The following is a 20,188-nucleotide window of genomic DNA, read 5'->3' as shown; positions in this document are numbered from 1 at the left end:
CCGCCCGGGCAACCTGGCGGCTTTTTTGTTGGGTGGTGCGCCGAGGCTGCCAATCTCCCCCACGTGGGGGAGATCAGCTGTTATCGCTGCCGGCTCAATCCAGCCCGGCGAAGCTTTCTTCTTCCACCACCTCGGCACCTTCAAGCCTGAATGGCGCGAAGGACACACGGTGCAGCCGCGCCACCGGCCCGTGCGTTTCGATCGCGGTGCGATGGCGGACCGTGGCGTAGCCCATATGCACTTCGAAGCCGTAGTGCTGGTGATGGCTGCCGCAGCCGCACATCATGCGGTCGCGCATCACCTTGGCGACGATCGAGGCGGCGGCGATGGATTGCGAGCGCTGGTCGCCCTTGATCAGCGCGCGCCCCATGCAAGGCAGGCCCGGCGGCACGTCGCGCCCGTCGGCAAGCGCGAGCTTCGGCCGCACCGGCAGGCCGGCGACCGCACGGCGCATCGCCTCCAGGCTCGCCTTGAGGATGTTGCTGCCGTCAATGCCCTCGGCGCTGACGGAGGCCATCGACACGCCAAGCGCGGAGCCGATGATGCGCACGAACAGCGCCTCGCGCTGCAAGTGGCTGAGTCGTTTGGAATCGTCGAGGCCGTCTGGGATGTTGGCAGGGTCGAGCACGACCGCAGCCGCCACCACCGGTCCGGCCAGCGGGCCGCGTCCGGCCTCGTCCATCCCCGCCACTGGCCACAGACCTTCGGCCATCGCCTTCGTCTCGAAGGAGAAATCGGGTTTCTCGACGATTTCGAAGAGAGGCGGAGAATCAGAACGCGCGCGAGCCATGTTGCGGCGAGGTTCGCATCGGCTCTGATTCTCCGCAAGTCCCTCCGGGTCGGGTGGGGCGCCGGACCGGGAGGGCACCGTCTGCAGGCCGGGGCAGGCCGGACGGGATTTTTCGCCACGGCGGCAAACAGCCGCGGTCGTTCAAAGCAGCATCAACTGCTCCTGGTCCTTGCCGGCGGCGACGAACTGGTCGGTCCGCAGCGTGCGCCGCTCGGCATTGAGGCCGAGTCGCTTGGCGGTGATTTCGAAGCGCCGGCCGATCTGCCAGGCGTAAGGACCTGCGCCCTTCATGCGCTTGCCCCATTCCGAATCGTAATCCTTGCCCTCGCGCATCGAGCGGATCAGCGACATCACATGGCGATAGCGGTCGGGATAGTGGCGTAGCAGCCAGTCCTTGAAGATCGGGCTGACCTCGAGCGGCAGGCGCAGCACGACATAGCCCGCCTCGCGTGCGCCGGCATGGTGCGCCGAATCGAGGATGCGTTCCATCTCCTGGTCGGTCAGCCCGGGGATGATCGGTGCCACCATGACCGAAGCAGGGATGCCGGCATCCGCAAGCTGCCTGATCGCCTCCAGCCGCTTGGTCGGCGTCGAGGCGCGTGGCTCCATGGTGCGCGCCAGCATGCGGTCGAGCGTCGTCACCGACAACGCCACCTTGGCGAGGCCCCGTTCGGCCATGCGTGACAAGATGTCGATATCGCGCGTCACCAGGGCGGATTTGGTGACGATGCCAACCGGGTGCCCGCGCGCCTCCAGCACTTCGAGGATCTCGCGCATGATCCGGTACTGCTTCTCGATCGGCTGGTAGGGATCGGTATTGGTGCCGATGGCGATGGTCCGCGGCTGGTAACCGTCCTTCGACAGTTCCTTGTCAAGCAGGCGCGCCGCGTCCGGCTTCGCGAACAGCTTGGATTCGAAATCCAGCCCCGGCGACAGGCCCATGAAACTATGCGTAGGCCGCGCAAAGCAGTAGACGCAGCCATGCTCGCAGCCGCGATAGGGATTGATCGAGCGGTCGAAGGAGATGTCGGGCGATTCATTGCGGGTGATGATGGTGCGCGGCTTCTCGACCTGCACCTCGGTCTTGAAGGGAGGCAGTTCCTCCAGCGAGTTCCAGCCATCGTCGAAGACATGCCGGCTGACGGGCTCGAACCGACCGGACGGGTTGATGCCTGCCGACCGGCCGCGGTTGCGGTCCGGACGCACGCGCATGCCGCTCTGCTCGATCATCGCGTTGGCCATCTCGGCTCGTCCTGCTCCGAAGGCGGCAATGTCGGCGCGCATGATCGGTTCCATCTTCGCCCGCTCCCAGGGACTGTCCATGTTGCTTCGAATCGCTCTGCTCATGAATTTAATCCTATTTACCAGGCCAGAACAAAGCAAGAACTTTTTATGGTGCGCCGCAAAAACTGGCGCTGCGTTCCGCTTTCCGCTATTCGGCAAACGATGCTCACCGTTCTCATCGAGACCCACAATGACGAGGAGGGCCTCGCCCGCACGCTGGCGACGCTGATTGGCGGCGCGGTCGAGGGCGTGGTGCGCGAGGTCATCGTCTGCGACACCGGTTCCACCGACCAGACCCATCGCGTCGCCGAGCATGCCGGTTGCCAGTATGCGACCGACGGGGTCGCGGCAGCCATCCGGCATGCGAAGGGCGATTGGCTGTTGCTGCTGGAACCGGGTGCGCGACTGGTCGACGGATGGATCGACGAGGTCGTTGCGCATACCGCGAGGCAAACCATGGCGGCGCGGTTTTCACGCACACGCGCCGGCCGCGCGCCATTCCTGGCCCGGATCTTCTCGGGAAATCGGGCCTTGGCCGACGGGCTGCTGATCAGCAAGCGCCAGGCCGCGTCCTTGTCGAAAAAAGCCGGCGGCGCCGAGGCCCTCGCTCGCGGCCTGGCGACCAAGCGGCTGGATGCCGAAATCTGGGCCGCTCCGGCAAAACAAGAGCACCGCCCGTCCAAATGATTTTGCAGCTGCCCTGTCTACATGCGTTGCACATGTGACGCGCAGCTAGCTTCCGATCACGCGGGTGCCGGCGCGCAGGCCGCGGCTGATGATGGAAGTGGTTTCGGCGTCTCGCGGCCCTGGCGCCGACGTTTCCACGGCGAGCCGGTTATTCGCTAAAGCGCATTTCGACGGGCATCCAGCGAAGGCGACGCCTGGCTTGGCGCTGTGCCTTGCTTTCCGCGCCGTAGTCCACAGGGATCGGTTCCTGACTGAACCACCTTCGATCGTCCAGGGCGTTGATGATGACGATTGCTCTGGCATCGTCCTCTCCGGCGATTGCGGCGGTATAGACGCCGCATTCGCCGCAGATCAGGTAGTCGGCCGTCCCCAATCCAAAACGGTATTTCTTCAATCGCCGGACGTCCTTGACTGAGATGATCAGCCTGCCGTCCGGATCGGCGACGGCGCGCGAGCCATGCCTGGTACAGAACGAGCACTGGCAGGCGCGGACCTCGATTTTCGATGGATCGAGCTCGGTTGAAAATCGAAGGCGTATGTTGCCGCAATGGCACCCGCCACTATGCACAGTCATCGCATCCATCCCGTCGTCAACGGCGATGGCCGCCGCCGCGAGACGATACGTCCTGCCGCATCCGGTTTGGAATGGCCTTTCGAAGGCGAAGGTGGTGTTCTGCCTGGCAAACGCGGCTTGAAACCAGCGCGTTGCCTCGGCTTTCACGGAGCCGACATGCCGCGCCGCAGGTGCTCGTCCAGGCGCGGCATGATCTCGACGAAGTTGCAGGGCATGTGCCGGTAGTCGAGCTGCGCCTTCAAGATGCCGTCCCAGGCATCCTTGCAGGCGCCGGGCGAGCCCGGCAGCACGAAGACGAAGGTGGCGTTGACGACGCCGCCGGTCGCCCGGCTCTGGATCGTGGAGGTGCCGATCTTGTCGTAGGAAATGCGGTGGAACACCTCGGAAAAGCCGTCCATGCGCTTTTCGAAGATCGGCTCCAGCGCGTCCGGCGTCACGTCGCGCCCGGTGAAGCCGGTGCCGCCGGTGGTGATGACGACGTCGATGTCCTTGTCACGCGACCACGCCAGAACCTTGTCGCGGATCTTGTCGCGGTCGTCGGTGACAATGTCGCGGGCGGCGAGGATGTGGCCGGCTTCCGCGATACGATCGGCCAGCGTCTGGCCGGACCTGTCGTCGGCAAGGCTGCGCGTGTCGGAAACGGTCAGCACCGCGATGCGCACGGGGATGAAAGAACGGTTCTCGTCAGTCCTGGCCATGGGCATCTGCCTCCGCCGTCATGCTGCGCGTCGCGGCGACGAACCAGTCGGGTTGCCGGGCGCGGATGTCCGCGGCCGCGCGCTTGGCGACGTTGCCGGTCTCGAACAGGCCGAAGCACGTGGCGCCGGAACCCGACATGCGGGCAAAACCGGCTCCGGCCTTGCTCAGCACCGAAAGTGCCTTGCCGATAGCGGGCTCGATGGCGCGGGCCGCGGGCTCAAGGTCGTTGCGCGTGATCTCCAGCCAGTTGCGCAGGCCGTGGAAGTCGATCACGCGCGGCAGCGGCGGCAGCGCGTCATTGTCGCGCCGCGACAGCGCGTTGAACACGTCGGCTGTCGAGACCGCCTTGCCGGGATTGACCAGCACCAGTCCGAGCGCCGAGAAATCGGGCACGATCGATAGCTCCTCGCCGATGCCGCGCGCGATCAGCGGCCTGGCCGCCAGGCACATGGGAATGTCAGCGCCGAGCGAAAGCCCGATCCGCGCCAGCGCGGCTTCGTCGATGTCGAGTTGCCAGGTCGATGCCAGGCCGCGCAGCACCGCTGCCGCATCACTCGATCCGCCGCCGACGCCGGAGGCGACCGGCAGGTTCTTTTCGAGCCTGATGGCGACCGGCGGCGTGCTCCGAAGACCGGCCGCCTGCCGCAGCGCGTCGCGCGCCCTGAGCACCAGATTGCTGCCGTCGACAGGAACATCCGGAGCGTAGCGGCCGGACACGCTGAAATCGTCTCGTTCGGCAAGCGCGATCTCGATCCTATCGCCAAAGCGCGTGAACACCGCCAGGCTTTCGATCAGGTGGTAACCGTCATCGCGCCTGCCGGTGACGTGCAGAGCAAGGTTTATCTTGGCGGGCGCCGGCCACATCCGGACGCGCTGACCGGATTCCAGGCTCTCGATTGCGAGTGAAATGAGGATCAGTCCTTGGCCAGCCGGTACTCGCCGGTCTTCGGATCCTTCACCAGCGTCCCCATCGCGCCGTTTGCCGTCTGCTTTTCGGTGCGCCGCACCTTGGCGGTTACACGCTCGGCCTCGCGGATAAAGGTGCGGTAGCCAAAATAGGCGGCGATCCCGACGACGGCGAAGAAAATGATCTGCGGCATATCAAAACTCCTCCCACGCTGGGCCGGCGAAGGGCGGCCGGTCGGGTCGGTTGGCGCATGTCGTCCAAAGACGGGTTCTGGAGAAAAACGACATGCATGGAACTTCGGGGTTCATGCTAGACGGTTTTGCCGGGTTTTCAAAGCCCGAAGCGCGCCCACAGAGCGCGCTCTTGCGCCGCATCTATCACGCCGCCGGTGGCAGCGGCGGCAATATCGGGCGCCGAAAAGCCCTTGCTCGAGCCGAACAGCCCGAAGCGGCCGAACAAACCGCGCGGTGCCGAGATCAGCCTGAGTTGAGTTTTCGCCCCGAACCGCGTCTTGAGCACGGATCGCATGTCGCCGAGCGCATCGACAAGCCCAAGCTCCAGGCCCCGCTTGCCGGTCCAGAACAGGCCCGTGAACAGGTCGGGATCGTCCTTGAGCTTGGTGCCGCGCCGCTCCTTGACCAGATCGATGAAGGTTTCGTGCACTTCGAGCTGCAGCGCCTTCAGCCGTTCGATGTCTTCCTTCTTCTCGGGCTTGAACGGATCGAGCACCGACTTGTTCTGCCCCGCCGTGTGGACGCGGCGCTCGACGCCGATCTTCTTCATCAACTCCGGGAAGCCGAACGAGGCCGAGACCACGCCGATCGAGCCGACGATGGACGATGGGTCGGCGAAAATCTCATCGCCGGCCACCGCGATCATGTAGCCGCCGGAGGCAGCGACGTCCTCGACGAAGACCAGCACCTTTCTGTTCTTCTCGATCGCCAGGTCGCGGATGCGCTTGAAGATCAGCCGCGACTGCACCGGCGAGCCGCCGGGCGAATTGATGGAGATGGCGATCGCAGGCGCGTCGAAGGAAAACGCCTTTTCGATCAGGCCGGCGGTGGAGGCAAGCGACAGGCTCGGACGGAACGGGCCGCCGCCCGCCAGGATGGTGCCGTGCAGCCGGATGACCGGAATGGTGACGACTGTGGAACGCCAGGATTTCGGCAGCAGGCGGTTGAAAAGGCGTTTCACTGAGGTCGATCTCCGCTCGATGGGTTGCCAGCATGTAGGAATTTCAAGACCAACGGCAATGCCGCGGCCATCGCGGCCAGGTTGTGTTCAATCTCCGAACAGGGAGGCGAGGCCGTTGTTGATCATCTCCGTCCGTTCCGACGGGCCGTCGCCCGTCTGCGCGTGAAGCATCAAAGGCGGCCGGATGGCGAGTTTGCCGCGCGCTCCGAGCGTTGCCCTGACGATGATGCGGATCGCCGCGGCATCGGGGCGGGGATGCACGGCCAGCATCTCGGCGTCGCCGAAGCGGCCCGCGATCGCATCGAGAAGCGAACCGAGTTGCTCGGGCCGCGCGATGACGGCAAGCCCGCCGCGCGGCCTGACCACCGCCGCGGCACTGCGGATCCAGCCCTCTAGCAGCCCGTCCTCCATGACATGCGCTTCCTTTCTCAAGCGCTCGGGCGTGGCGCGGTCCTGCGCGGCGTTGAAGGGCGGATTCATGATGACGAAATCGAAATCATTGTCGCCGAGGCCGGCCGCCGTCCTGGCGCGGCCCGAAAGCGCGACATTGGCGACGAGCACCGAAGCGCGGTCGGCCAGATGCGCGTTCCCGGGATGCGCGAGCGTGGCCGCGGCGAAAGCCGCCATTTCCGGCGCGCGTTCGACCAGCAGGGCCCGGGCCGTCGGGCAGCGCGCCAGAACGGCAAGTGCCGCGGCACCGGCGCCGGCGCCGAAATCGGCGAGATGCCCGCCGAACGAAGACGGCACGGCAGCCGCCAGCATCATGGCGTCCATGCCGGCGCGATGGCCGCCATGCTTGGGCTGCACCAGCCAGAACCGGCCGCGATGGAAGGCATCGACCGTGTGGGCCGGCGTGTCCGGGGCGAGGGCGGCTGGCGCGGCGGACATTATTTTTGGCGGATCTCGTTGGCGATGCCGGCATCCGTCAGGATGCGCCGCGCCGCGTCGGCCTTGTCGGCGTCGACCATGACGCGCCGCGGCAGGATGCCGAGCGAGCCGTCGAGCACGCTCATATTCTGGTCGGCCACGAAGCAGCCGATGCCGGCATCGCGCATCAGCGATTCGACGAAGGAGATGATGACGGCGTCGTTGGTGCGAATGAGCTCTATCATCGGACGAAACTCTCAGTTTGCCGCGTTCATGTAAACGCATGCGGGGCCCGAAACCAGAGTAGCCGCGCCAATTCGCCACTTGCCGTGGCAGCGTTCGCCGCCCTAGAGTCCGTAACGGAACTAAGGGTGCCGTCGCACGCGTTACATCAGACGGGAGAGTTTGTCGTGGGTGTCGTTCTCAACATCGAAAACGGAAAGCGGGAACCCGCCTCCATCAAGGATCTGATCGACCTCACGGCGGCCGACATGGGGCGCGTCAACGAATTGATCCTCTCGAAGGCCGGATCCGATGTCGAGATGATCCCGGAGGTCGCCAACCACCTGATCTCGTCGGGCGGCAAGCGGCTCAGGCCGATGCTGACGCTCGCCGCCGCACAGATGTTCGGCTATGCCGGCGAGGGCCACGTAAAGCTCGCCACATCGGTCGAGTTCATGCACACCGCGACGCTGCTCCACGACGACGTCGTCGACGAGAGCGGCATGCGACGCGGCAAGAAGACGGCCCGCATGATCTGGGGCAACCAGGCGAGCGTGCTGGTCGGCGACTTCCTGCTCGGCCAGGCATTCCGCATGATGGTCGATGTCGGTTCGCTGGAGGCGCTCGACATCCTGTCGAGCGCGGCCTCGATCATCGCCGAGGGCGAGGTCATGCAGCTTGCCGCCGCCAAGAACCTGGAGACCACCGAGGACGAGCATTTCGCCGTCATCAAGGCCAAGACCGCGGCCTTGTTCTCGGCTGCCGCCGAGGTCGGCCCTGTCATCGCCCAGGCGACGCGCAACGACCGCGCCGCCTTGCGCTCCTATGGCATGAACCTCGGGCTCGCCTTCCAACTGATCGACGATGCGCTGGACTATGGCGGCACCAGCAAGGATCTCGGCAAGAATGTCGGCGACGATTTTCGCGAGGGCAAGGTGACGCTGCCGGTCATTCTCGCCTACCGGCGCGGCAGCAAGGCCGAGCGCACTTTCTGGAAGCGCGCCATCGAGGACAATGTCACCGATGACGCCGGCCTCGAAAAGGCGATCGGGCTGATGACCCACCACGGCGCGATCGCCGACACGATCGGGCGTGCCCGTCATTTCGGCGAGATCGCCCGCGACGCGCTGGCGCCGCTGGAGGCGACGCCGCAGAAATCGGCGCTGATCGACGTCATCGATTTCTGCATCAGCCGGGTGAACTGAGCCGCTGCCTTTCACGCAGCTCTCCTTGGCTCGTGCTGGGGAGAAATCCGTGAATCCGTCTCCGCCGCCTCGACAAGCTGCCCGACCGCAAATTATCTATAAAACATGGCAAAGGGCACGGACGACACCATCGCGGTGCGCATCGGCAAGGTTCTGGCTGATCGCATCATCTCGGGCGCGATCGAGCCGGGCGCGCGGCTGCGGCAGGATCATGTCGCCGAGGAGTTTAACACCAGCCATGTTCCCGTGCGCGAGGCCTTTCGCCGTCTCGAGGCGCAAGGCCTGGCCGTCAGCGAACCGCGCCGCGGCGTGCGCGTGGCGGCTTTCGACCTCGGCGAGGTCAAGGAGGTCGCCGAAATGCGGGCAGCGCTCGAAGTGCTGGCGCTCCGCCATGCGGCGCCGCATCTGACCTCGGCTATTCTCGACCGGGCCGAGGAGGCCACCAAGGCCGGCGACAAATCCCGGGACGTCAGGTCGTGGGAAGAAGCCAACCGCGCCTTTCACCGGTTGATCCTGGCGCCATGCGGCATGTCGCGTCTTCTCGCCACCATCGATGACCTGCACGCCGCAAGCGCCCGTTTCCTGTTCGCCGCATGGCGCTCGGAATGGGAGACCCGCACCGATCAGGACCACCGGGCGATATTGGCCGCCTTGCGGCAGGGCAACACCGAATCGGCCGCGGCGACATTGGGGCGGCACGTGCAGTGGATTGGCCGCAAGCCGGTCAGGACAGCCTCCGGCACCACGCGAGAGGCCTTCGCGATCGTGGGCTAACCGCCCTTGCGCAAGGCATGCCTTGCCTTCGTCCGAAATTTGTGGCTTCGATAATAGATCGAAGGCAGAAATTATCTATAGTTTTGGATCGACCAAGGGAGTCCCTATGACCGACATCGCGTTCTCGTCCGCAAAACCGTCCTTCAGCCCGCTCCGGCTTCAGGAGCGATCGCTCGGCTGGCAGGTGGGCGCCGTCGTGCTCGGCACGTTCTTCCTGGCGCTGTCCTCCTATATCGAGGTGCCGATGGTGCCGGTTCCTGTGACGATGCAAACCTTCGCCGTGACGCTGGTCGGCGCGCTCTATGGCTGGCGGCTGGGCGCGATCACCATCGCCGCCTGGCTGGTCGAGGGTGCGGTCGGCTTCCCGGTTCTGGCCGGCGGGGCCGCCGGCGTACAGCATTTCATCGGCCCGACGGGCGGCTATCTCTTCGCCTTCCCGGTTGTCGGCGCGCTGGTCGGCTGGCTGGCGGAGCGCGGCTGGAACGGCGGGAGGGGCGTGCTTGCCTTCGTCGCCATGCTGCTCGGCAACCTGCTGTGCCTTGCCCTTGGCACGGCGTGGCTCGCCGTCATCATCGGCGCTGAGAAGGCTGTCGCCTTCGGGTTCCTGCCGTTCGTCCTTGGCGGCCTGCTCAAGTCGGCGCTTGGCGCGGCCACGCTGATGGCGCTCCCGCGCGGCAGGGCGAAATAGCTGGCGCGGATGTGGCAGGCCTTCTTGGCCGGCCTCACCCGCCGGACCTGCCAGGGCTGCGAATGGAACGGCCTGTGCAGCGCGGTGGCGTCGGGCGGATACCAGGGCGCACGCCTGCCGGGCAACTCCTGACGCCGATGCGCCGGTTTCGGGCTGAAAACCGTTCTCTGCCGGCATGGTTTGTTAATCGGGTGACCCGATTGTGAATTCGAGGAAGATTGAAGCGTGACCCCAAAAAGGCCATGCTTTTCTCCGAAAGATCGAATCTACGTCGATCCCGCTGACGCGGAGATGGCGCCTGGCTGAAAGGGATACGATGCAGCAGGGACGTGCGCGCTGGCTGACAAGGCTGGCACTTGTGACGGGCATGGCGATTTCGGCGCTGCCGGCCTATGCCAAGCAGACCACCGAACCGGTGAAGATCACATCCTTCTCGGGAGCCTATCTGGCTGCCCGGATCGCCGAAGGTGACAACGACCTCGACAACGCCATCGCCTATTACAAGCAGGCCCTGGCCTTCGATCCGAGCGATACGGGCCTGCAGCAGAGCCTGATGCTGTCGCTGATCGCGCAAGGACGCTTCGACGAATCCCTTGTCTATGCCGACAAGCTCAAGGAAGTTCCTGACGTCGAACGGTTCTCGCGCCTGGCGCTGGCGGTGGATTCCTTCCACAAGAAGGATTTTTCCAAGGCGCAGTACTGGCTGAAGCTGTCGCTGGAATCCGATCTCGACCGGCTGATCTCCGGCGTCATGTCCGGCTGGGCCCAAGAGGGCGCCGGCGACCCCAGCGAGGCGATGGCATTCATCGACAAGCTGCAGGGGCCGGACTGGTTCGGCCTGTTCAAATCCTTCCACCGCGCGCTGATTGCCGACGCGTCCAACATGCCTGAGAAGGCCGACGCGATCTACGCCGCGACCATGCAGGACACCGCCGCCGGCAGTGCGGCTCCCGAAACCTGGATGCGCAATGCGCAGGCCTATGCCTCGTTCCTGGCCCGCAAGGGCGACACGGCCAAGGCGGTATCGGTGCTCGACCAGGCCGAAGCGTTTTCGCCGGGCAAGCTGGAAATCGTCGCCTTGCGCGACAGGATCAGCAAGGGTGACAAGATCCCGCCTTTCGTTGCCGGTCCGTCCGACGGAGCCTCCGAGATACTGCTCGATCTGGCGACCGCGCTCAATCGCGGCGGCGGTGAGCCTTTCGTCAGGCTCTATCTGCAATATGCGCTGGCGCTGAAGCCCGACAGCGATGCCGCCCTGGTGCAGCTTGCCGCCGTTTCCGAACAACTGAAGGACGGCGAGGGGGCCATCGCGCTTTACCGGCGGATACCGGATAGCTCGCCGCTGAAGGAGCTTTCGGACTTACAGCTTGGCCTCAACCTGGCTGATCTCGACCGCCATGACGAGGCGATCACGCATCTGAAGGCCTTCGTCGATGCGCATCCCAACGACATGCGCGCCTACCTGGCGCTTGGTGGGGTCTATTCGTCGAAGGAGGATTTCCGTTCCGCCGCCAATCTCTACGACAAGGCTGTCGAGGCGCTGAAGACGCCGACCGCCGCCAACTGGAATATCTTCTACCAGCGCGGCATCGCCTATGAGCGGCTGAAGGAATGGCCGAAGGCCGAGCCGAATTTCCGCAAGGCGCTGGAATTGCAGCCCGACCAGCCGCAGGTGCTGAACTATCTCGGCTATTCCTGGGTCGACATGAATATGAACCTGAAGGAAGGCCTGGCGATGATCCAGAAGGCCGTCGATCTCAGGCCGAGCGACGGTTACATCGTCGACTCGCTGGGCTGGGCCTATTTCCGCCTCGGCAGGTACGATGACGCGGTCCGCGAAATGGAACGCGCCGTGTCGCTGAAGCCGGAGGATCCGGTGTTGAACGACCACCTCGGCGACGCCTACTGGCGCGTCGGCCGCAAGCTCGAAGCCACCTTCCAGTGGAACCAGGCGCGCGACCTGAAGCCGGACCCCGACGTGCTTGCCGCCTTGCAGCAGAAGCTGATGAAGGGCCTGCCGCCGATCGAGTCCAACACGGCGCAGGAAACCCCCAAGGTCAAGCCGGCGCCGGCCGCGCCGAAGGGCTAAGATGAAATGATGTTGCTTGCGAACGGGGCCCTTGTCGGGCCCCGTTTTCGTTGGCAGCCGTGTCAGAACAGCTTGCGGTAGACGACGAAGCCCGAGCGCTCGCCGATCCTGTCGTAGAGCTTCATGGCGGTGTGATTGGTCTCGTGCGTCAGCCAGTACACCCGGCCCGAACCGGCCGCTTGCGCCCGCTCGTAGACGCCCTCGATGAGAGCCCGGCCGATGCCTTTGCCGCGCAGGGTCTCGTCGGTGAAAAGATCCTGCAGGTAGCAGTTCGGCGCGATCGCCGTGGTGCTGCGGTGAAAGAGGTAATGGACAAGGCCGACAAGCTGGCCCTCGCTTTCGGCAACCAGCGCATGCACCGGCTCATAGGCGTCGAAGAAGCGCGACCATGTCATGGCGGTGATCTCGCTTGCCAGCGCCGTCTCGCCCCAGCGCCCGTAAAACGCGTTATAGCCGTCCCACAGCGGCAGCCATTGCTCGAAATCCTGGTGCGTGACCGGGCGGACGATGATGGAGTTGGGCATGGCTGACCTGTTGTCTGGCGAGGCGCAGTTGTGAGCGTTCACCAGAAGGCACGCACTCATGGCCGGCAATGGGCCAGCCGCTCGCAAAGCTTTCGACATGCCTCGCGAGGCCCGCGCCTTGCTTGACGCTTCGCCGCCGTGTCTCTAGGACGGGGCCGCAAGTCAGCCCTTGCAGTCGAGGCCACCGTGACGATTGAAATCCCCGCCCATATGCATCCCAGCCGCTCCTTTCAGGGGCTGATCCTGACTTTGCACAATTACTGGGCGGACTATGGCTGCGTGATCCTCCAGCCCTACGACATGGAGGTCGGCGCCGGCACCTTCCATCCGGCAACGACGCTGCGGGCGCTTGGACCGAGGCGCTGGAACGCCGCCTACGTCCAGCCTTCGCGCCGCCCCAAGGACGGCCGTTACGGCGAGAACCCGAACCGGCTGCAGCATTACTACCAGTATCAGGTGATACTGAAACCCAACCCGCCCAATCTGCAGGAACTTTATCTCGGTTCGCTGGCAGCGATCGGCGTCGACCCGCTGCTGCACGACATCCGCTTCGTCGAGGACGACTGGGAAAGTCCGACGCTCGGCGCCTGGGGGCTTGGCTGGGAATGCTGGTGCGACGGCATGGAAGTGTCGCAGTTCACCTATTTCCAGCAGGTCTGCGGCATCGAGTGCGCGCCGGTTGCCGGCGAACTCACCTACGGTCTGGAACGGCTGGCCATGTATGTGCAGGGCGTCGACAATGTCTATGATCTCAGCTTCAACGGCCGCGAAGGCGCCGACAAGGTGAGCTATGGCGATGTCTTCCTGCAGGCCGAGCAAGAATATTCGCGCCACAATTTCGAATATGCGAATACGGCGATGCTGCTGCGTCACTTCGAGGATGCCGAGGCCGAGTGCAAGGCGCTGCTTGATGCCGGCGCGCCGGCATCCAACGACAACCTGCCGATGCACCGCATGGTCTTCCCTGCCTATGACCAGTGCATCAAGGCCAGCCACGTTTTCAACCTGCTCGACGCACGCGGCGTGATTTCGGTCACCGAGCGGCAGAGCTATATCCTGCGGGTGCGCAATCTGGCGAAGGCCTGCGGCGAGGCGTTCCTGCTCACCCAGGCTGGCGGGCTCGCGGCCTGAGCCTCAGGCATCCGTCATCTCGAGAGAGGCGTTGACGGGCGACAGGATTTGGCCGCTCGGGCCGGCCATCGTCCGCAATGCCTGCCTTACGCCCGGCATCGAAAAGGTGCCGTGAACCTGCGCGGTGAAGCAGGCGCTGAGCGCGAGGACTTGCAGGAATGTCGATGCCGTTTTCATGGTCGTTCAGCCAATAGCTCTCTGCCTGAGCGTGGGTCGCTTCAGCGCTGCGTTCGGTTCATGGAAATCTTTGATCCAAGGACGGGTGGGATCATCCCGTCCCGACAGGACGCCCAAAATTTCTGGAAAGGGTGACAGCGGCCAGCCGAGTTGCTATGGCCCGCGGACCATTGCTGCGTGAGCTTCAACCATGCCTGACCTGCTTCTAGAACTTCGCTCCGAGGAAATACCCGCCCGCATGCAGCGCAAGGCAGCGGGCGATCTCAAGAAGATGCTGACCGACGGTCTGGTCGAGGCAGGGCTGACCTACGAGGCGGCGCGTGAGTACTGGACGCCGCGGCGGCTGGCGCTCGACATCAGGGGCCTTACCGCGCGCTCGAAGGACATCAGCGAGGAGATCAAGGGCCCGTCGACGACGGCGCCTGAACAGGCAGTCCAGGGCTTCCTACGCAAGGCCGGGCTTTCCTCGATCGCCGAGGCACACGTCCATTCCGACCCGAAGAAGGGCGACTTCTATGTCGCGCACATTTCGAAGCCGGGCAGGGCGGCCGAAGAGATCATCGCCGGGCTGGTGGCTGATATCATCCGCAATTTCCCGTGGCCGAAATCGATGCGCTGGGGGCCGGCGTCGGCCAAGCCGGGCTCGCTGCGCTGGGTACGGCCGCTGCAATCGATCCTGTGCACCTTCGGCCCCGAAACCGAGGAGCCTGTCGTGGTCGATTTCGAGATCGATGGCATCCGTTCGGGCAATGTCACCTACGGCCACCGCTTTCACGCACCCGGCGAAATCACCGTGCGTCGCTTCGACGACTATGTGGGCAAGCTGGAAGCGGCCAAGGTCGTGCTCGACGCCGACCGGCGCAAGGAGATCATCCTCGCCGACGCCCGCAATCTGGCTTTCGCCAACGGACTCGACCTTGTCGAGGACGAGGGACTTTTGGAAGAGGTCTCCGGGCTGGTGGAATGGCCCGTGGTATTGATGGGCGAATTCGAGCAGGATTTCCTCGCCATTCCGGCCGAGGTGATCCGGCTGACCATCCGCGCCAACCAGAAGTGCTTTGTCACGCGCCCGCAAGGGCAAGGCGATGCGCTTTCCAACCGCTTCATCGTCACCGCCAACATCGAGGCGAGCGATGGCGGCAAGGAGATCGCCCACGGCAACGGCAAGGTGGTGCGCGCGCGCCTCTCCGACGCGCTCTATTTCTGGACGACCGACCAGGGCGATCTGCCCGATCTCGCCGAGCTCGAGGCGTCGGCGAAAAAGTTCGGGCTCGACCTCAACAAGCCGCTCGACCAGCGCATGGCCCGGCTCGACCATCTCAATGTGACCTTCCACGCCAAGCTCGGCACTCAGGGCGAGCGGGTTGAGCGGATTGCCAAGCTTGCTGAGGAATTGGCGCCGGTCGTAGGCGCCGATCCCGCGTTGGTGCGCCGCGCCGCTGTCCTGGCCAAGGCCGATCTCACCACCGAAGTCGTCGGCGAATTTCCAGAACTACAAGGCGCCATGGGGCGCAAATATGCGCTGCTGCAGGGCGAGCATGTGAGCGTCGCGGCAGCGATCGAAGAGCATTACAAACCGCAGGGCCCTTCCGATCGGGTGCCAACTGATCCGGTATCCGTCACTGTTGCGCTCGCCGACAAGCTCGACATGCTGGTCGGGTTCTGGACTGTCGATGAGAAGCCGACGGGCAGCAAGGATCCCTTTGCGCTGCGCCGTGCGGCGCTTGGCGTAGTTAGGATTTTGATTGAAACGGGCACCTCGTTGCGCTTGGCAAAGACGCTACAAAATCAATGGATGAATTGGTCAAACACTCGCTTTATGAGAGAGCTGCGGCGACCACTAGAAGTTATCAAATCTGCAACCAAAGCCGGATTTGATATTGGTGATCCGCAGGATAGCGAGTCCTTGATTACAGCTATCGCCGGACAACTCAAAACTTTTGATCGCGATACGATCGAGCGAGATCTCAATCGCCATAGGGAGGTTTTGGTCCCGGACCTCCTGTCCTTCTTCCACGACCGCCTGAAGGTCTATCTCCGCGATCAAGGTGCGAGGCACGACCTGATCGATGCCGTCATCACGCCCCAATCGGACGACCTCCTGCAGATCGTTCGTCGCGTCGAGGCATTGGGCTCCTTCCTCGATACCGAGGATGGCAGGAACCTGCTCGCCGGCACCAAACGCGCGGCCAACATCCTGGCTGCCGAGGAGAAGAAGAAAACGCTCGTCGCCGAAACCGTTGAGCCGGCGCTGTTCCGCGAGGATGCCGAAAAATCGCTTTTCGCGGCGGTGAATCAGGCCGAGAAGCAAGCCGGCGAAGCGATTCAAAACGAAGACTTTTCCGCCGCCATGCTGGCGCTTAGCGTTTTGCGCGAACCAGTTGATTCATTCTTTGAAGGCGTTCTCGTGAATGATGAGGATCAGGCCGTGCGCGCCAATCGATTGGCGCTGCTCGCCCGCATCCGCGCGGCCACCGACCAGGTCGCGGATTTCTCCAAGATCGCGGGTTAGAGGGACTTCAGGCGAAGCGACGCTCGTCCTCGGCGGCAAAAGCGGCCTGTCCGGCACGGTGCCGGACGCCGGACCGACGTCAAGACAGCCGTTACTTGAGTTTGCCGACCCCAGGGACGGGCTGCTGCGCTGCCGCCGCCGGCGCGGCTGCCGGTGATGTCGCCGGGGTCTTCTGCCCATTCGCCGCAGGTGCCGCCGAAGCGGTGGCGGTTGCAGTGGCCGGCGCCTTGGCTTGTGTGGGCGTCGAGAAGGCGCTGCCGACGATACCGCCTCGAATGATCATCGGGTTTTGCAGGAAGCCGTGCCGCGCCTCAGGCGCGTTCGGGATCGCCGCCACCTTTTCATAGGTGACGTCGGGGTCACCGAGCGCGGTGACCGACCGCATATCGCCTGCCTTGGCAGCATCGGCTGCCTCCAGCGTGACAATGGACGGCGTCGAGGCCGGCGCACCGGGAAAGACGAGTGACGAGGCCTGGGCTCCGCCGGCCATCGCCGCCAGAGTGATAGCAAGCGTTCCCCAAATACGCACAGACACGATGAAAGCTCCCCATTGCCCGGAAGCCGCACGATAGCGGGTCGGAATTGATGCCGGCTTTCGCGGAACCGTAGCATTTTAGGGATTGGCAAATCGCCAAGGGACGGGCTTGCCCCTTGGACGCCATCGTACTACGCAGCCGGCATCCGTGAGGTGACCAGCGTGGTTGAAATTCTTGCCGTCGACGAGGCGATGGAACGGGCATTGGCGCTGCTTGAAAGCGGCGACGTGGTCGCCATTCCGACCGAGACCGTCTATGGGCTCGCCGGCGACGCCACCAACGGCATCGGCGTGGCGCGCATTTTCGAGGCCAAGGGACGGCCGCGGTTCAACCCGCTGATCGCCCATGTCGCCGACATGGCGATGGCCGAGCGCGTTGCTTTGTTCGATCCGCTGTCGAGGAAATTGGCGCTTGCGTTCTGGCCAGGTCCTTTGACGCTGGTGCTGCCGCAGCGGCCAGGCAACGACATTCATCCGCTGGTCACGGCCGGGCTCGACACGATCGCCTTGCGCATGCCGAGGGGCTTCGGCGGCGACCTGATTGCAAGGCTCGGCCGGCCGCTTGCGGCTCCCAGCGCCAATTCCTCCGGCAGGATCAGCGCGACGACGGCGCAAGCCGTGGCGGCTGATCTCGGCGCCCGCATAAAATTGGTCGTCGATGGCGGCGCGACGCCGGTCGGGCTGGAATCGACCATCCTCAAGGCCGAAGAGGGAAAATTGCGCCTCCTGAGGCCCGGCGGCATTGCCGCCCAGGAAATCGAGGCGGTCGTCGGCATGGAGCTGTTGCGCGGCGCCGACGCCGGTGTCGAGGCGCCGGGCATGCTCGCCTCGCACTATGCGCCTGACGCCGCCGTGCGGCTAAACGCCGGGACCATCGGCGAGGGCGAGGCGCTGCTGGCTTTCGGCAAACGCCGCGCCGAAGGCTGGCAAAAGGCTGCCGCTTGCCTCAATCTGTCCGAGACCGGCGACCTGCGCGAAGCGGCGAGCAATCTTTTCGCTTATATGCAGGAACTCGATCGCAGCGGCGCGCGGACCATCGCCGTCGAACCCGTTCCCTTCGACGGGCTCGGCGAAGCGATCAACGATCGGCTTTCGCGTGCCGCCGCGCCGCGTGACAATAGCTTGCCGCCAACATAGTTTCGCGCACATGACCGATATCGCCGAGATTCCCGACACCGCTCTCATCGACCGCTTCGCGGCGATCGTCGGCGAGAAATACGCGCTGCGCGACCAGCGCGATATCGCGCCCTACATCACGGAACGGCGCGGGCTATGGCATGGCGCGACATCGCTTGTGCTGCGGCCGGGCAGCGTCGAGGAAGTCAGTCGCATCATGCGGCTGGCGACCGAGACGGCGACGCCGGTCGTGCCGCAAAGCGGCAACACAGGGCTGGTCGGCGCCCAGGTGCCGGACAAGTCCGGGCGCGAGATCGTGCTGTCCTTGTCGCGGCTGAATCGCATTCGCGAGATCGACGTCCTGTCCAACACCGTGACGGCGGAGGCCGGCGTCATCTTGCAGACGCTGCAGGAAGCGGCCGATGCCGCCGACCGGCTGTTTCCGCTGTCGCTGGCCGCGCAAGGCTCCTGCCAGATCGGCGGCAATCTTTCCTCCAATGCAGGCGGCACCGGCGTGCTGGCCTATGGCAATGCGCGCGAGCTTTGCCTCGGCGTCGAGGTGGTGCTGCCGACGGGCGAGGTGTTCGACGATCTGCGCAAGCTGAAGAAGGACAATACCGGCTACGACCTCAAGAACCTGTTCGTCGGCGCCGAAGGCACGCTCGGCATCATCACGGCCGCGGTGCTGAAACTCTTCCCGAAGCCGAAAGGCCGCGAGATTGCGTTCGTCGGCCTGCCGTCGGCCGAGGCGGCGCTGTCGCTGTTCAGCCTGGCGACGGACCGCGCCGGCGCCGCGCTCACCGCCTTCGAGCTGATCGGCAAGCGGCCGTACGATTTCACGCTGGCGCATGCCCAGGGCGTGGTGCGGCCGCTGGCGCAGGATTGGCCGTGGTATGTGCTGATGCAGATCTCGTCCGGCCGCTCGCCGGAAGATGCCAGGGCCCTGATCGAGGACGTGCTCGGGGCCGGGCTGGAACAGGAAATTGTCGGCGATGCGGTGATCGCGGCCAGCCTTGCGCAAGGCGATGCCTTCTGGAATTTCCGCGAGGTGCTGCCCGACGCGCAGAAGCCCGAGGGCGCCTCGATCAAGCATGACATTTCGGTCCCGGTGGCATCGATCCCGCGTTTCATCGAAGAGGCCGCCGGCGCGGTGGCTTCGGTTAGCCCTGGAGCGCGCGTGGTCTGCTTCGGCCATATGGGCGACGGCAATCTCCACTATAACATCTCGCGGCCCGTCGATGGCGATGACGAGGCGTTCCTCGATCTCTACCATCCCATGAACAAGGCGGTGCACGACGTCGTGCGCTCCTTCCACGGCTCGATCTCGGCCGAGCACGGCATCGGCCAGCTGAAGCGGGACGAACTGATCGCCACCGCCCCGCCCATGGCGATCGACCTGATGCGCAGGGTCAAGCAGGCTTTCGACCCGGCCGGCATCATGAACCCCGGTAAGGTTATCTGATCCTTTCGGAATCGAGCGCGCGGTCGCATTCCGATAACCATCCCCGTGATCAGCAAAATTTAACCGACTTTCTTAAGCGCGGCGGTAAGGAGGCCGCGCTACTGTTTCCCCATAACGAGGCCGGGAAAACTGGCCCGGAGAGAACCGGACACCGGCTCTCAGGAGAAACAGGAAGGCATTCAATGAACACTGGACTGAAGCCAGTCTGGGCGGGACGCAATATGCGCCTCGACCCATTCCGCCTGCCGCAGGTGGTAAGCTACGCCACACGCGACGACTATGGCGACGTGACCTTCACCATCGACCACCGTGGCGCCGTGATCCGCCGCCTGCTGGAGATGAGCGGCGTACCGGCGATCATCGCTCTGCCCGCCAATGCGTTCCGCGGCGTTGCCGCCCGCGCGATGGAGGATCCGGAAGGCAATGTCACGGTGACCCTGGAACTCCTGCACAACGATCCCATGCTGTCGGTGCCGCTGCTGGTCGCCGACGACCTCGACGACGTCGCCGCCGACTGGCGCGCCTGGGCCGACGCCTATCGCTTGCCGATGCTGTTGATCGAATCGGACGGCGTTGCCCGCACGCTGGAGGAATCGCTCGGCGCCGCCATCAAGACGCTGCCGCCGCAGGACCGCCGCAAGGGCCGCGTTTCGACCATGCGCCGCCCGCGCTTCCTCGCCCGCCGCAGGGCGGGTGACCTCGGTCTCAGGCTGGTGATCGACGGCGACGAGATCATCGCGCGCGAATAGGC

At 64.7% G+C, this 20,188-nt stretch carries 22 protein-coding genes; 10 read left to right on the top strand and 12 right to left on the bottom strand.

The annotated features are described in order from the left end of the window. Window positions 1–94: 94 nt before the first annotated feature. On the bottom strand, window positions 95–790 hold the full coding sequence (locus LB533_RS05660; protein WP_140638622.1) for a ribonuclease HII: 696 nt from the start codon (window positions 788–790) through the stop codon (window positions 95–97). A gap of 141 nt (window positions 791–931) precedes the next feature. Beyond that, window positions 932–2,086 (bottom strand): PA0069 family radical SAM protein, encoded by a 1,155-nt coding sequence (locus LB533_RS05655; protein WP_140638826.1) that lies wholly within the window; start codon window positions 2,084–2,086, stop codon window positions 932–934. A gap of 150 nt (window positions 2,087–2,236) precedes the next feature. On the opposite strand from LB533_RS05655, the gene LB533_RS05650 reads away from it, so the two are divergent. Further along, window positions 2,237–2,761, top strand: a complete 525-nt coding sequence (locus LB533_RS05650) for a glycosyltransferase (RefSeq protein WP_140638623.1) — start codon at window positions 2,237–2,239, stop codon at window positions 2,759–2,761. A gap of 148 nt (window positions 2,762–2,909) precedes the next feature. Here LB533_RS05650 and LB533_RS05645 read toward each other — a convergent pair whose 3' ends face one another. From LB533_RS05645 to LB533_RS05615, 7 genes are all read right to left on the bottom strand, one after another. After that, a complete protein-coding gene (locus tag LB533_RS05645; protein WP_140638624.1) occupies window positions 2,910–3,482 on the bottom strand; it encodes a GFA family protein in 573 nt (190 codons plus the stop codon). After that, on the bottom strand, window positions 3,479–4,033 hold the full coding sequence (gene moaB, locus LB533_RS05640) for a molybdenum cofactor biosynthesis protein B (RefSeq protein WP_140638625.1): 555 nt from the start codon (window positions 4,031–4,033) through the stop codon (window positions 3,479–3,481). Before moaB ends, LB533_RS05645 begins: the two co-directional genes overlap by 4 nt. Then, on the bottom strand, window positions 4,020–4,898 hold the full coding sequence (locus LB533_RS05635; RefSeq protein ID WP_140638626.1) for a 4-(cytidine 5'-diphospho)-2-C-methyl-D-erythritol kinase: 879 nt from the start codon (window positions 4,896–4,898) through the stop codon (window positions 4,020–4,022). The genes moaB and LB533_RS05635 overlap by 14 nt, the downstream gene beginning before the upstream one ends. 50 nt (window positions 4,899–4,948) lie before the next feature. Next, entirely contained in the window at window positions 4,949–5,134 is a 186-nt protein-coding gene (locus LB533_RS05630; protein WP_140497980.1) for a hypothetical protein, read from the bottom strand. Window positions 5,135–5,271: 137 nt separating this feature from the next. Further along, the gene (locus tag LB533_RS05625) at window positions 5,272–6,135 is read right to left on the bottom strand and encodes a S49 family peptidase (RefSeq protein ID WP_140638627.1); all 864 of its coding nucleotides are present in this window, start codon (window positions 6,133–6,135) and stop codon (window positions 5,272–5,274) included. A gap of 87 nt (window positions 6,136–6,222) precedes the next feature. Further along, window positions 6,223–7,023: a methyltransferase gene (locus LB533_RS05620; protein WP_224676853.1), complete on the bottom strand. Its 801-nt coding sequence runs from the start codon at window positions 7,021–7,023 to the stop codon at window positions 6,223–6,225. Continuing rightward, entirely contained in the window at window positions 7,023–7,247 is a 225-nt protein-coding gene (locus LB533_RS05615; RefSeq protein ID WP_135901951.1) for a DUF2007 domain-containing protein, read from the bottom strand. The genes LB533_RS05620 and LB533_RS05615 overlap by 1 nt, the downstream gene beginning before the upstream one ends. Before the next feature lie 165 nt (window positions 7,248–7,412). Here LB533_RS05615 and LB533_RS05610 point away from each other — a divergent pair, with 165 nt between their 5' ends. The 4 genes from LB533_RS05610 to LB533_RS05595 all read left to right on the top strand — a co-directional run bounded on the left by LB533_RS05610 (window position 7,413) and on the right by LB533_RS05595 (window position 11,980). Next, window positions 7,413–8,429, top strand: a complete 1,017-nt coding sequence (locus LB533_RS05610; RefSeq protein WP_140514769.1) for a polyprenyl synthetase family protein — start codon at window positions 7,413–7,415, stop codon at window positions 8,427–8,429. Window positions 8,430–8,534: 105 nt separating this feature from the next. Next, window positions 8,535–9,203 carry a GntR family transcriptional regulator gene (locus LB533_RS05605; protein ID WP_224676852.1) on the top strand — a complete coding sequence of 223 codons (669 nt, stop codon included), beginning with the start codon at window positions 8,535–8,537 and terminating at the stop codon, window positions 9,201–9,203. 106 nt (window positions 9,204–9,309) lie between these two features. Beyond that, window positions 9,310–9,891 (top strand): biotin transporter BioY, encoded by a 582-nt coding sequence (locus LB533_RS05600; RefSeq protein ID WP_224676851.1) that lies wholly within the window; start codon window positions 9,310–9,312, stop codon window positions 9,889–9,891. Between the two features lie 316 nt (window positions 9,892–10,207). Beyond that, the gene (locus LB533_RS05595) at window positions 10,208–11,980 is read left to right on the top strand and encodes a tetratricopeptide repeat protein (RefSeq protein ID WP_224676850.1); all 1,773 of its coding nucleotides are present in this window, start codon (window positions 10,208–10,210) and stop codon (window positions 11,978–11,980) included. Window positions 11,981–12,042: 62 nt separating this feature from the next. Here the strand turns inward: LB533_RS05595 and LB533_RS05590 are convergent, their stop codons facing one another. Then, window positions 12,043–12,504 carry a GNAT family N-acetyltransferase gene (locus tag LB533_RS05590; protein ID WP_224676849.1) on the bottom strand — a complete coding sequence of 154 codons (462 nt, stop codon included), beginning with the start codon at window positions 12,502–12,504 and terminating at the stop codon, window positions 12,043–12,045. Window positions 12,505–12,714: 210 nt separating this feature from the next. On the opposite strand from LB533_RS05590, the gene LB533_RS05585 reads away from it, so the two are divergent. After that, the gene (locus LB533_RS05585) at window positions 12,715–13,635 is read left to right on the top strand and encodes a glycine--tRNA ligase subunit alpha (RefSeq protein WP_224676986.1); all 921 of its coding nucleotides are present in this window, start codon (window positions 12,715–12,717) and stop codon (window positions 13,633–13,635) included. A 3-nt stretch (window positions 13,636–13,638) separates the two neighbouring features. Here the strand turns inward: LB533_RS05585 and LB533_RS05580 are convergent, their stop codons facing one another. After that, window positions 13,639–13,812 carry a hypothetical protein gene (locus tag LB533_RS05580; RefSeq protein ID WP_224676848.1) on the bottom strand — a complete coding sequence of 58 codons (174 nt, stop codon included), beginning with the start codon at window positions 13,810–13,812 and terminating at the stop codon, window positions 13,639–13,641. Between the two features lie 190 nt (window positions 13,813–14,002). On the opposite strand from LB533_RS05580, the gene glyS reads away from it, so the two are divergent. Continuing rightward, window positions 14,003–16,324 (top strand): glycine--tRNA ligase subunit beta, encoded by a 2,322-nt coding sequence (gene glyS / locus LB533_RS05575; RefSeq protein ID WP_224676847.1) that lies wholly within the window; start codon window positions 14,003–14,005, stop codon window positions 16,322–16,324. A gap of 91 nt (window positions 16,325–16,415) precedes the next feature. Here the strand turns inward: glyS and LB533_RS05570 are convergent, their stop codons facing one another. Continuing rightward, window positions 16,416–16,859 carry a hypothetical protein gene (locus LB533_RS05570; protein WP_140638635.1) on the bottom strand — a complete coding sequence of 148 codons (444 nt, stop codon included), beginning with the start codon at window positions 16,857–16,859 and terminating at the stop codon, window positions 16,416–16,418. 192 nt (window positions 16,860–17,051) lie between these two features. On the opposite strand from LB533_RS05570, the gene LB533_RS05565 reads away from it, so the two are divergent. From LB533_RS05565 to LB533_RS05555, 3 genes are all read left to right on the top strand, one after another. Continuing rightward, window positions 17,052–17,996: an L-threonylcarbamoyladenylate synthase gene (locus LB533_RS05565; protein WP_263487358.1), complete on the top strand. Its 945-nt coding sequence runs from the start codon at window positions 17,052–17,054 to the stop codon at window positions 17,994–17,996. A 10-nt stretch (window positions 17,997–18,006) separates the two neighbouring features. Then, window positions 18,007–19,437, top strand: coding sequence for an FAD-binding oxidoreductase (locus LB533_RS05560; protein ID WP_224676845.1), 1,431 nt, complete (start codon window positions 18,007–18,009; stop codon window positions 19,435–19,437). A gap of 182 nt (window positions 19,438–19,619) precedes the next feature. Then, window positions 19,620–20,186: a DUF6101 family protein gene (locus tag LB533_RS05555; protein WP_224676844.1), complete on the top strand. Its 567-nt coding sequence runs from the start codon at window positions 19,620–19,622 to the stop codon at window positions 20,184–20,186. Window positions 20,187–20,188: the final 2 nt, after the last annotated feature.

It is taken from the genome of Mesorhizobium sp. BR1-1-13, assembly GCF_020165515.1.
Classification (GTDB): Bacteria; Pseudomonadota; Alphaproteobacteria; order Rhizobiales; family Rhizobiaceae; genus Mesorhizobium.
The sequence above is the reverse complement of the archived record's forward strand: the minus strand, read 5'-3'. Positions and strand labels throughout refer to the sequence as shown.

Bases quoted from the DNA above. Each gene is read 5' to 3' on its own strand.
- LB533_RS05660 (WP_140638622.1), bottom strand. From the start codon at position 790: ATGGCTCGCGCGCGTTCTGATTCTCCGCCTCTCTTCGAAATCGTCGAG.
- LB533_RS05655 (WP_140638826.1), bottom strand. From the start codon at position 2,086: ATGGAACCGATCATGCGCGCCGACATTGCCGCCTTCGGAGCAGGACGA.
- LB533_RS05650 (WP_140638623.1), top strand. From the start codon at position 2,237: ATGCTCACCGTTCTCATCGAGACCCACAATGACGAGGAGGGCCTCGCC.
- moaB (WP_140638625.1), bottom strand. From the start codon at position 4,033: ATGGCCAGGACTGACGAGAACCGTTCTTTCATCCCCGTGCGCATCGCG.
- LB533_RS05635 (WP_140638626.1), bottom strand. From the start codon at position 4,898: ATGTGGCCGGCGCCCGCCAAGATAAACCTTGCTCTGCACGTCACCGGC.
- LB533_RS05630 (WP_140497980.1), bottom strand. From the start codon at position 5,134: ATGCCGCAGATCATTTTCTTCGCCGTCGTCGGGATCGCCGCCTATTTT.
- LB533_RS05620 (WP_224676853.1), bottom strand. From the start codon at position 7,023: ATGTCCGCCGCGCCAGCCGCCCTCGCCCCGGACACGCCGGCCCACACG.
- LB533_RS05615 (WP_135901951.1), bottom strand. From the start codon at position 7,247: ATGATAGAGCTCATTCGCACCAACGACGCCGTCATCATCTCCTTCGTC.
- LB533_RS05605 (WP_224676852.1), top strand. From the start codon at position 8,535: ATGGCAAAGGGCACGGACGACACCATCGCGGTGCGCATCGGCAAGGTT.
- LB533_RS05600 (WP_224676851.1), top strand. From the start codon at position 9,310: ATGACCGACATCGCGTTCTCGTCCGCAAAACCGTCCTTCAGCCCGCTC.
- LB533_RS05595 (WP_224676850.1), top strand. From the start codon at position 10,208: ATGCAGCAGGGACGTGCGCGCTGGCTGACAAGGCTGGCACTTGTGACG.
- LB533_RS05590 (WP_224676849.1), bottom strand. From the start codon at position 12,504: ATGCCCAACTCCATCATCGTCCGCCCGGTCACGCACCAGGATTTCGAG.
- LB533_RS05585 (WP_224676986.1), top strand. From the start codon at position 12,715: ATGCATCCCAGCCGCTCCTTTCAGGGGCTGATCCTGACTTTGCACAAT.
- LB533_RS05580 (WP_224676848.1), bottom strand. From the start codon at position 13,812: ATGAAAACGGCATCGACATTCCTGCAAGTCCTCGCGCTCAGCGCCTGC.
- glyS (WP_224676847.1), top strand. From the start codon at position 14,003: ATGCCTGACCTGCTTCTAGAACTTCGCTCCGAGGAAATACCCGCCCGC.
- LB533_RS05565 (WP_263487358.1), top strand. From the start codon at position 17,052: ATGGAACGGGCATTGGCGCTGCTTGAAAGCGGCGACGTGGTCGCCATT.
- LB533_RS05560 (WP_224676845.1), top strand. From the start codon at position 18,007: ATGACCGATATCGCCGAGATTCCCGACACCGCTCTCATCGACCGCTTC.
- LB533_RS05555 (WP_224676844.1), top strand. From the start codon at position 19,620: ATGAACACTGGACTGAAGCCAGTCTGGGCGGGACGCAATATGCGCCTC.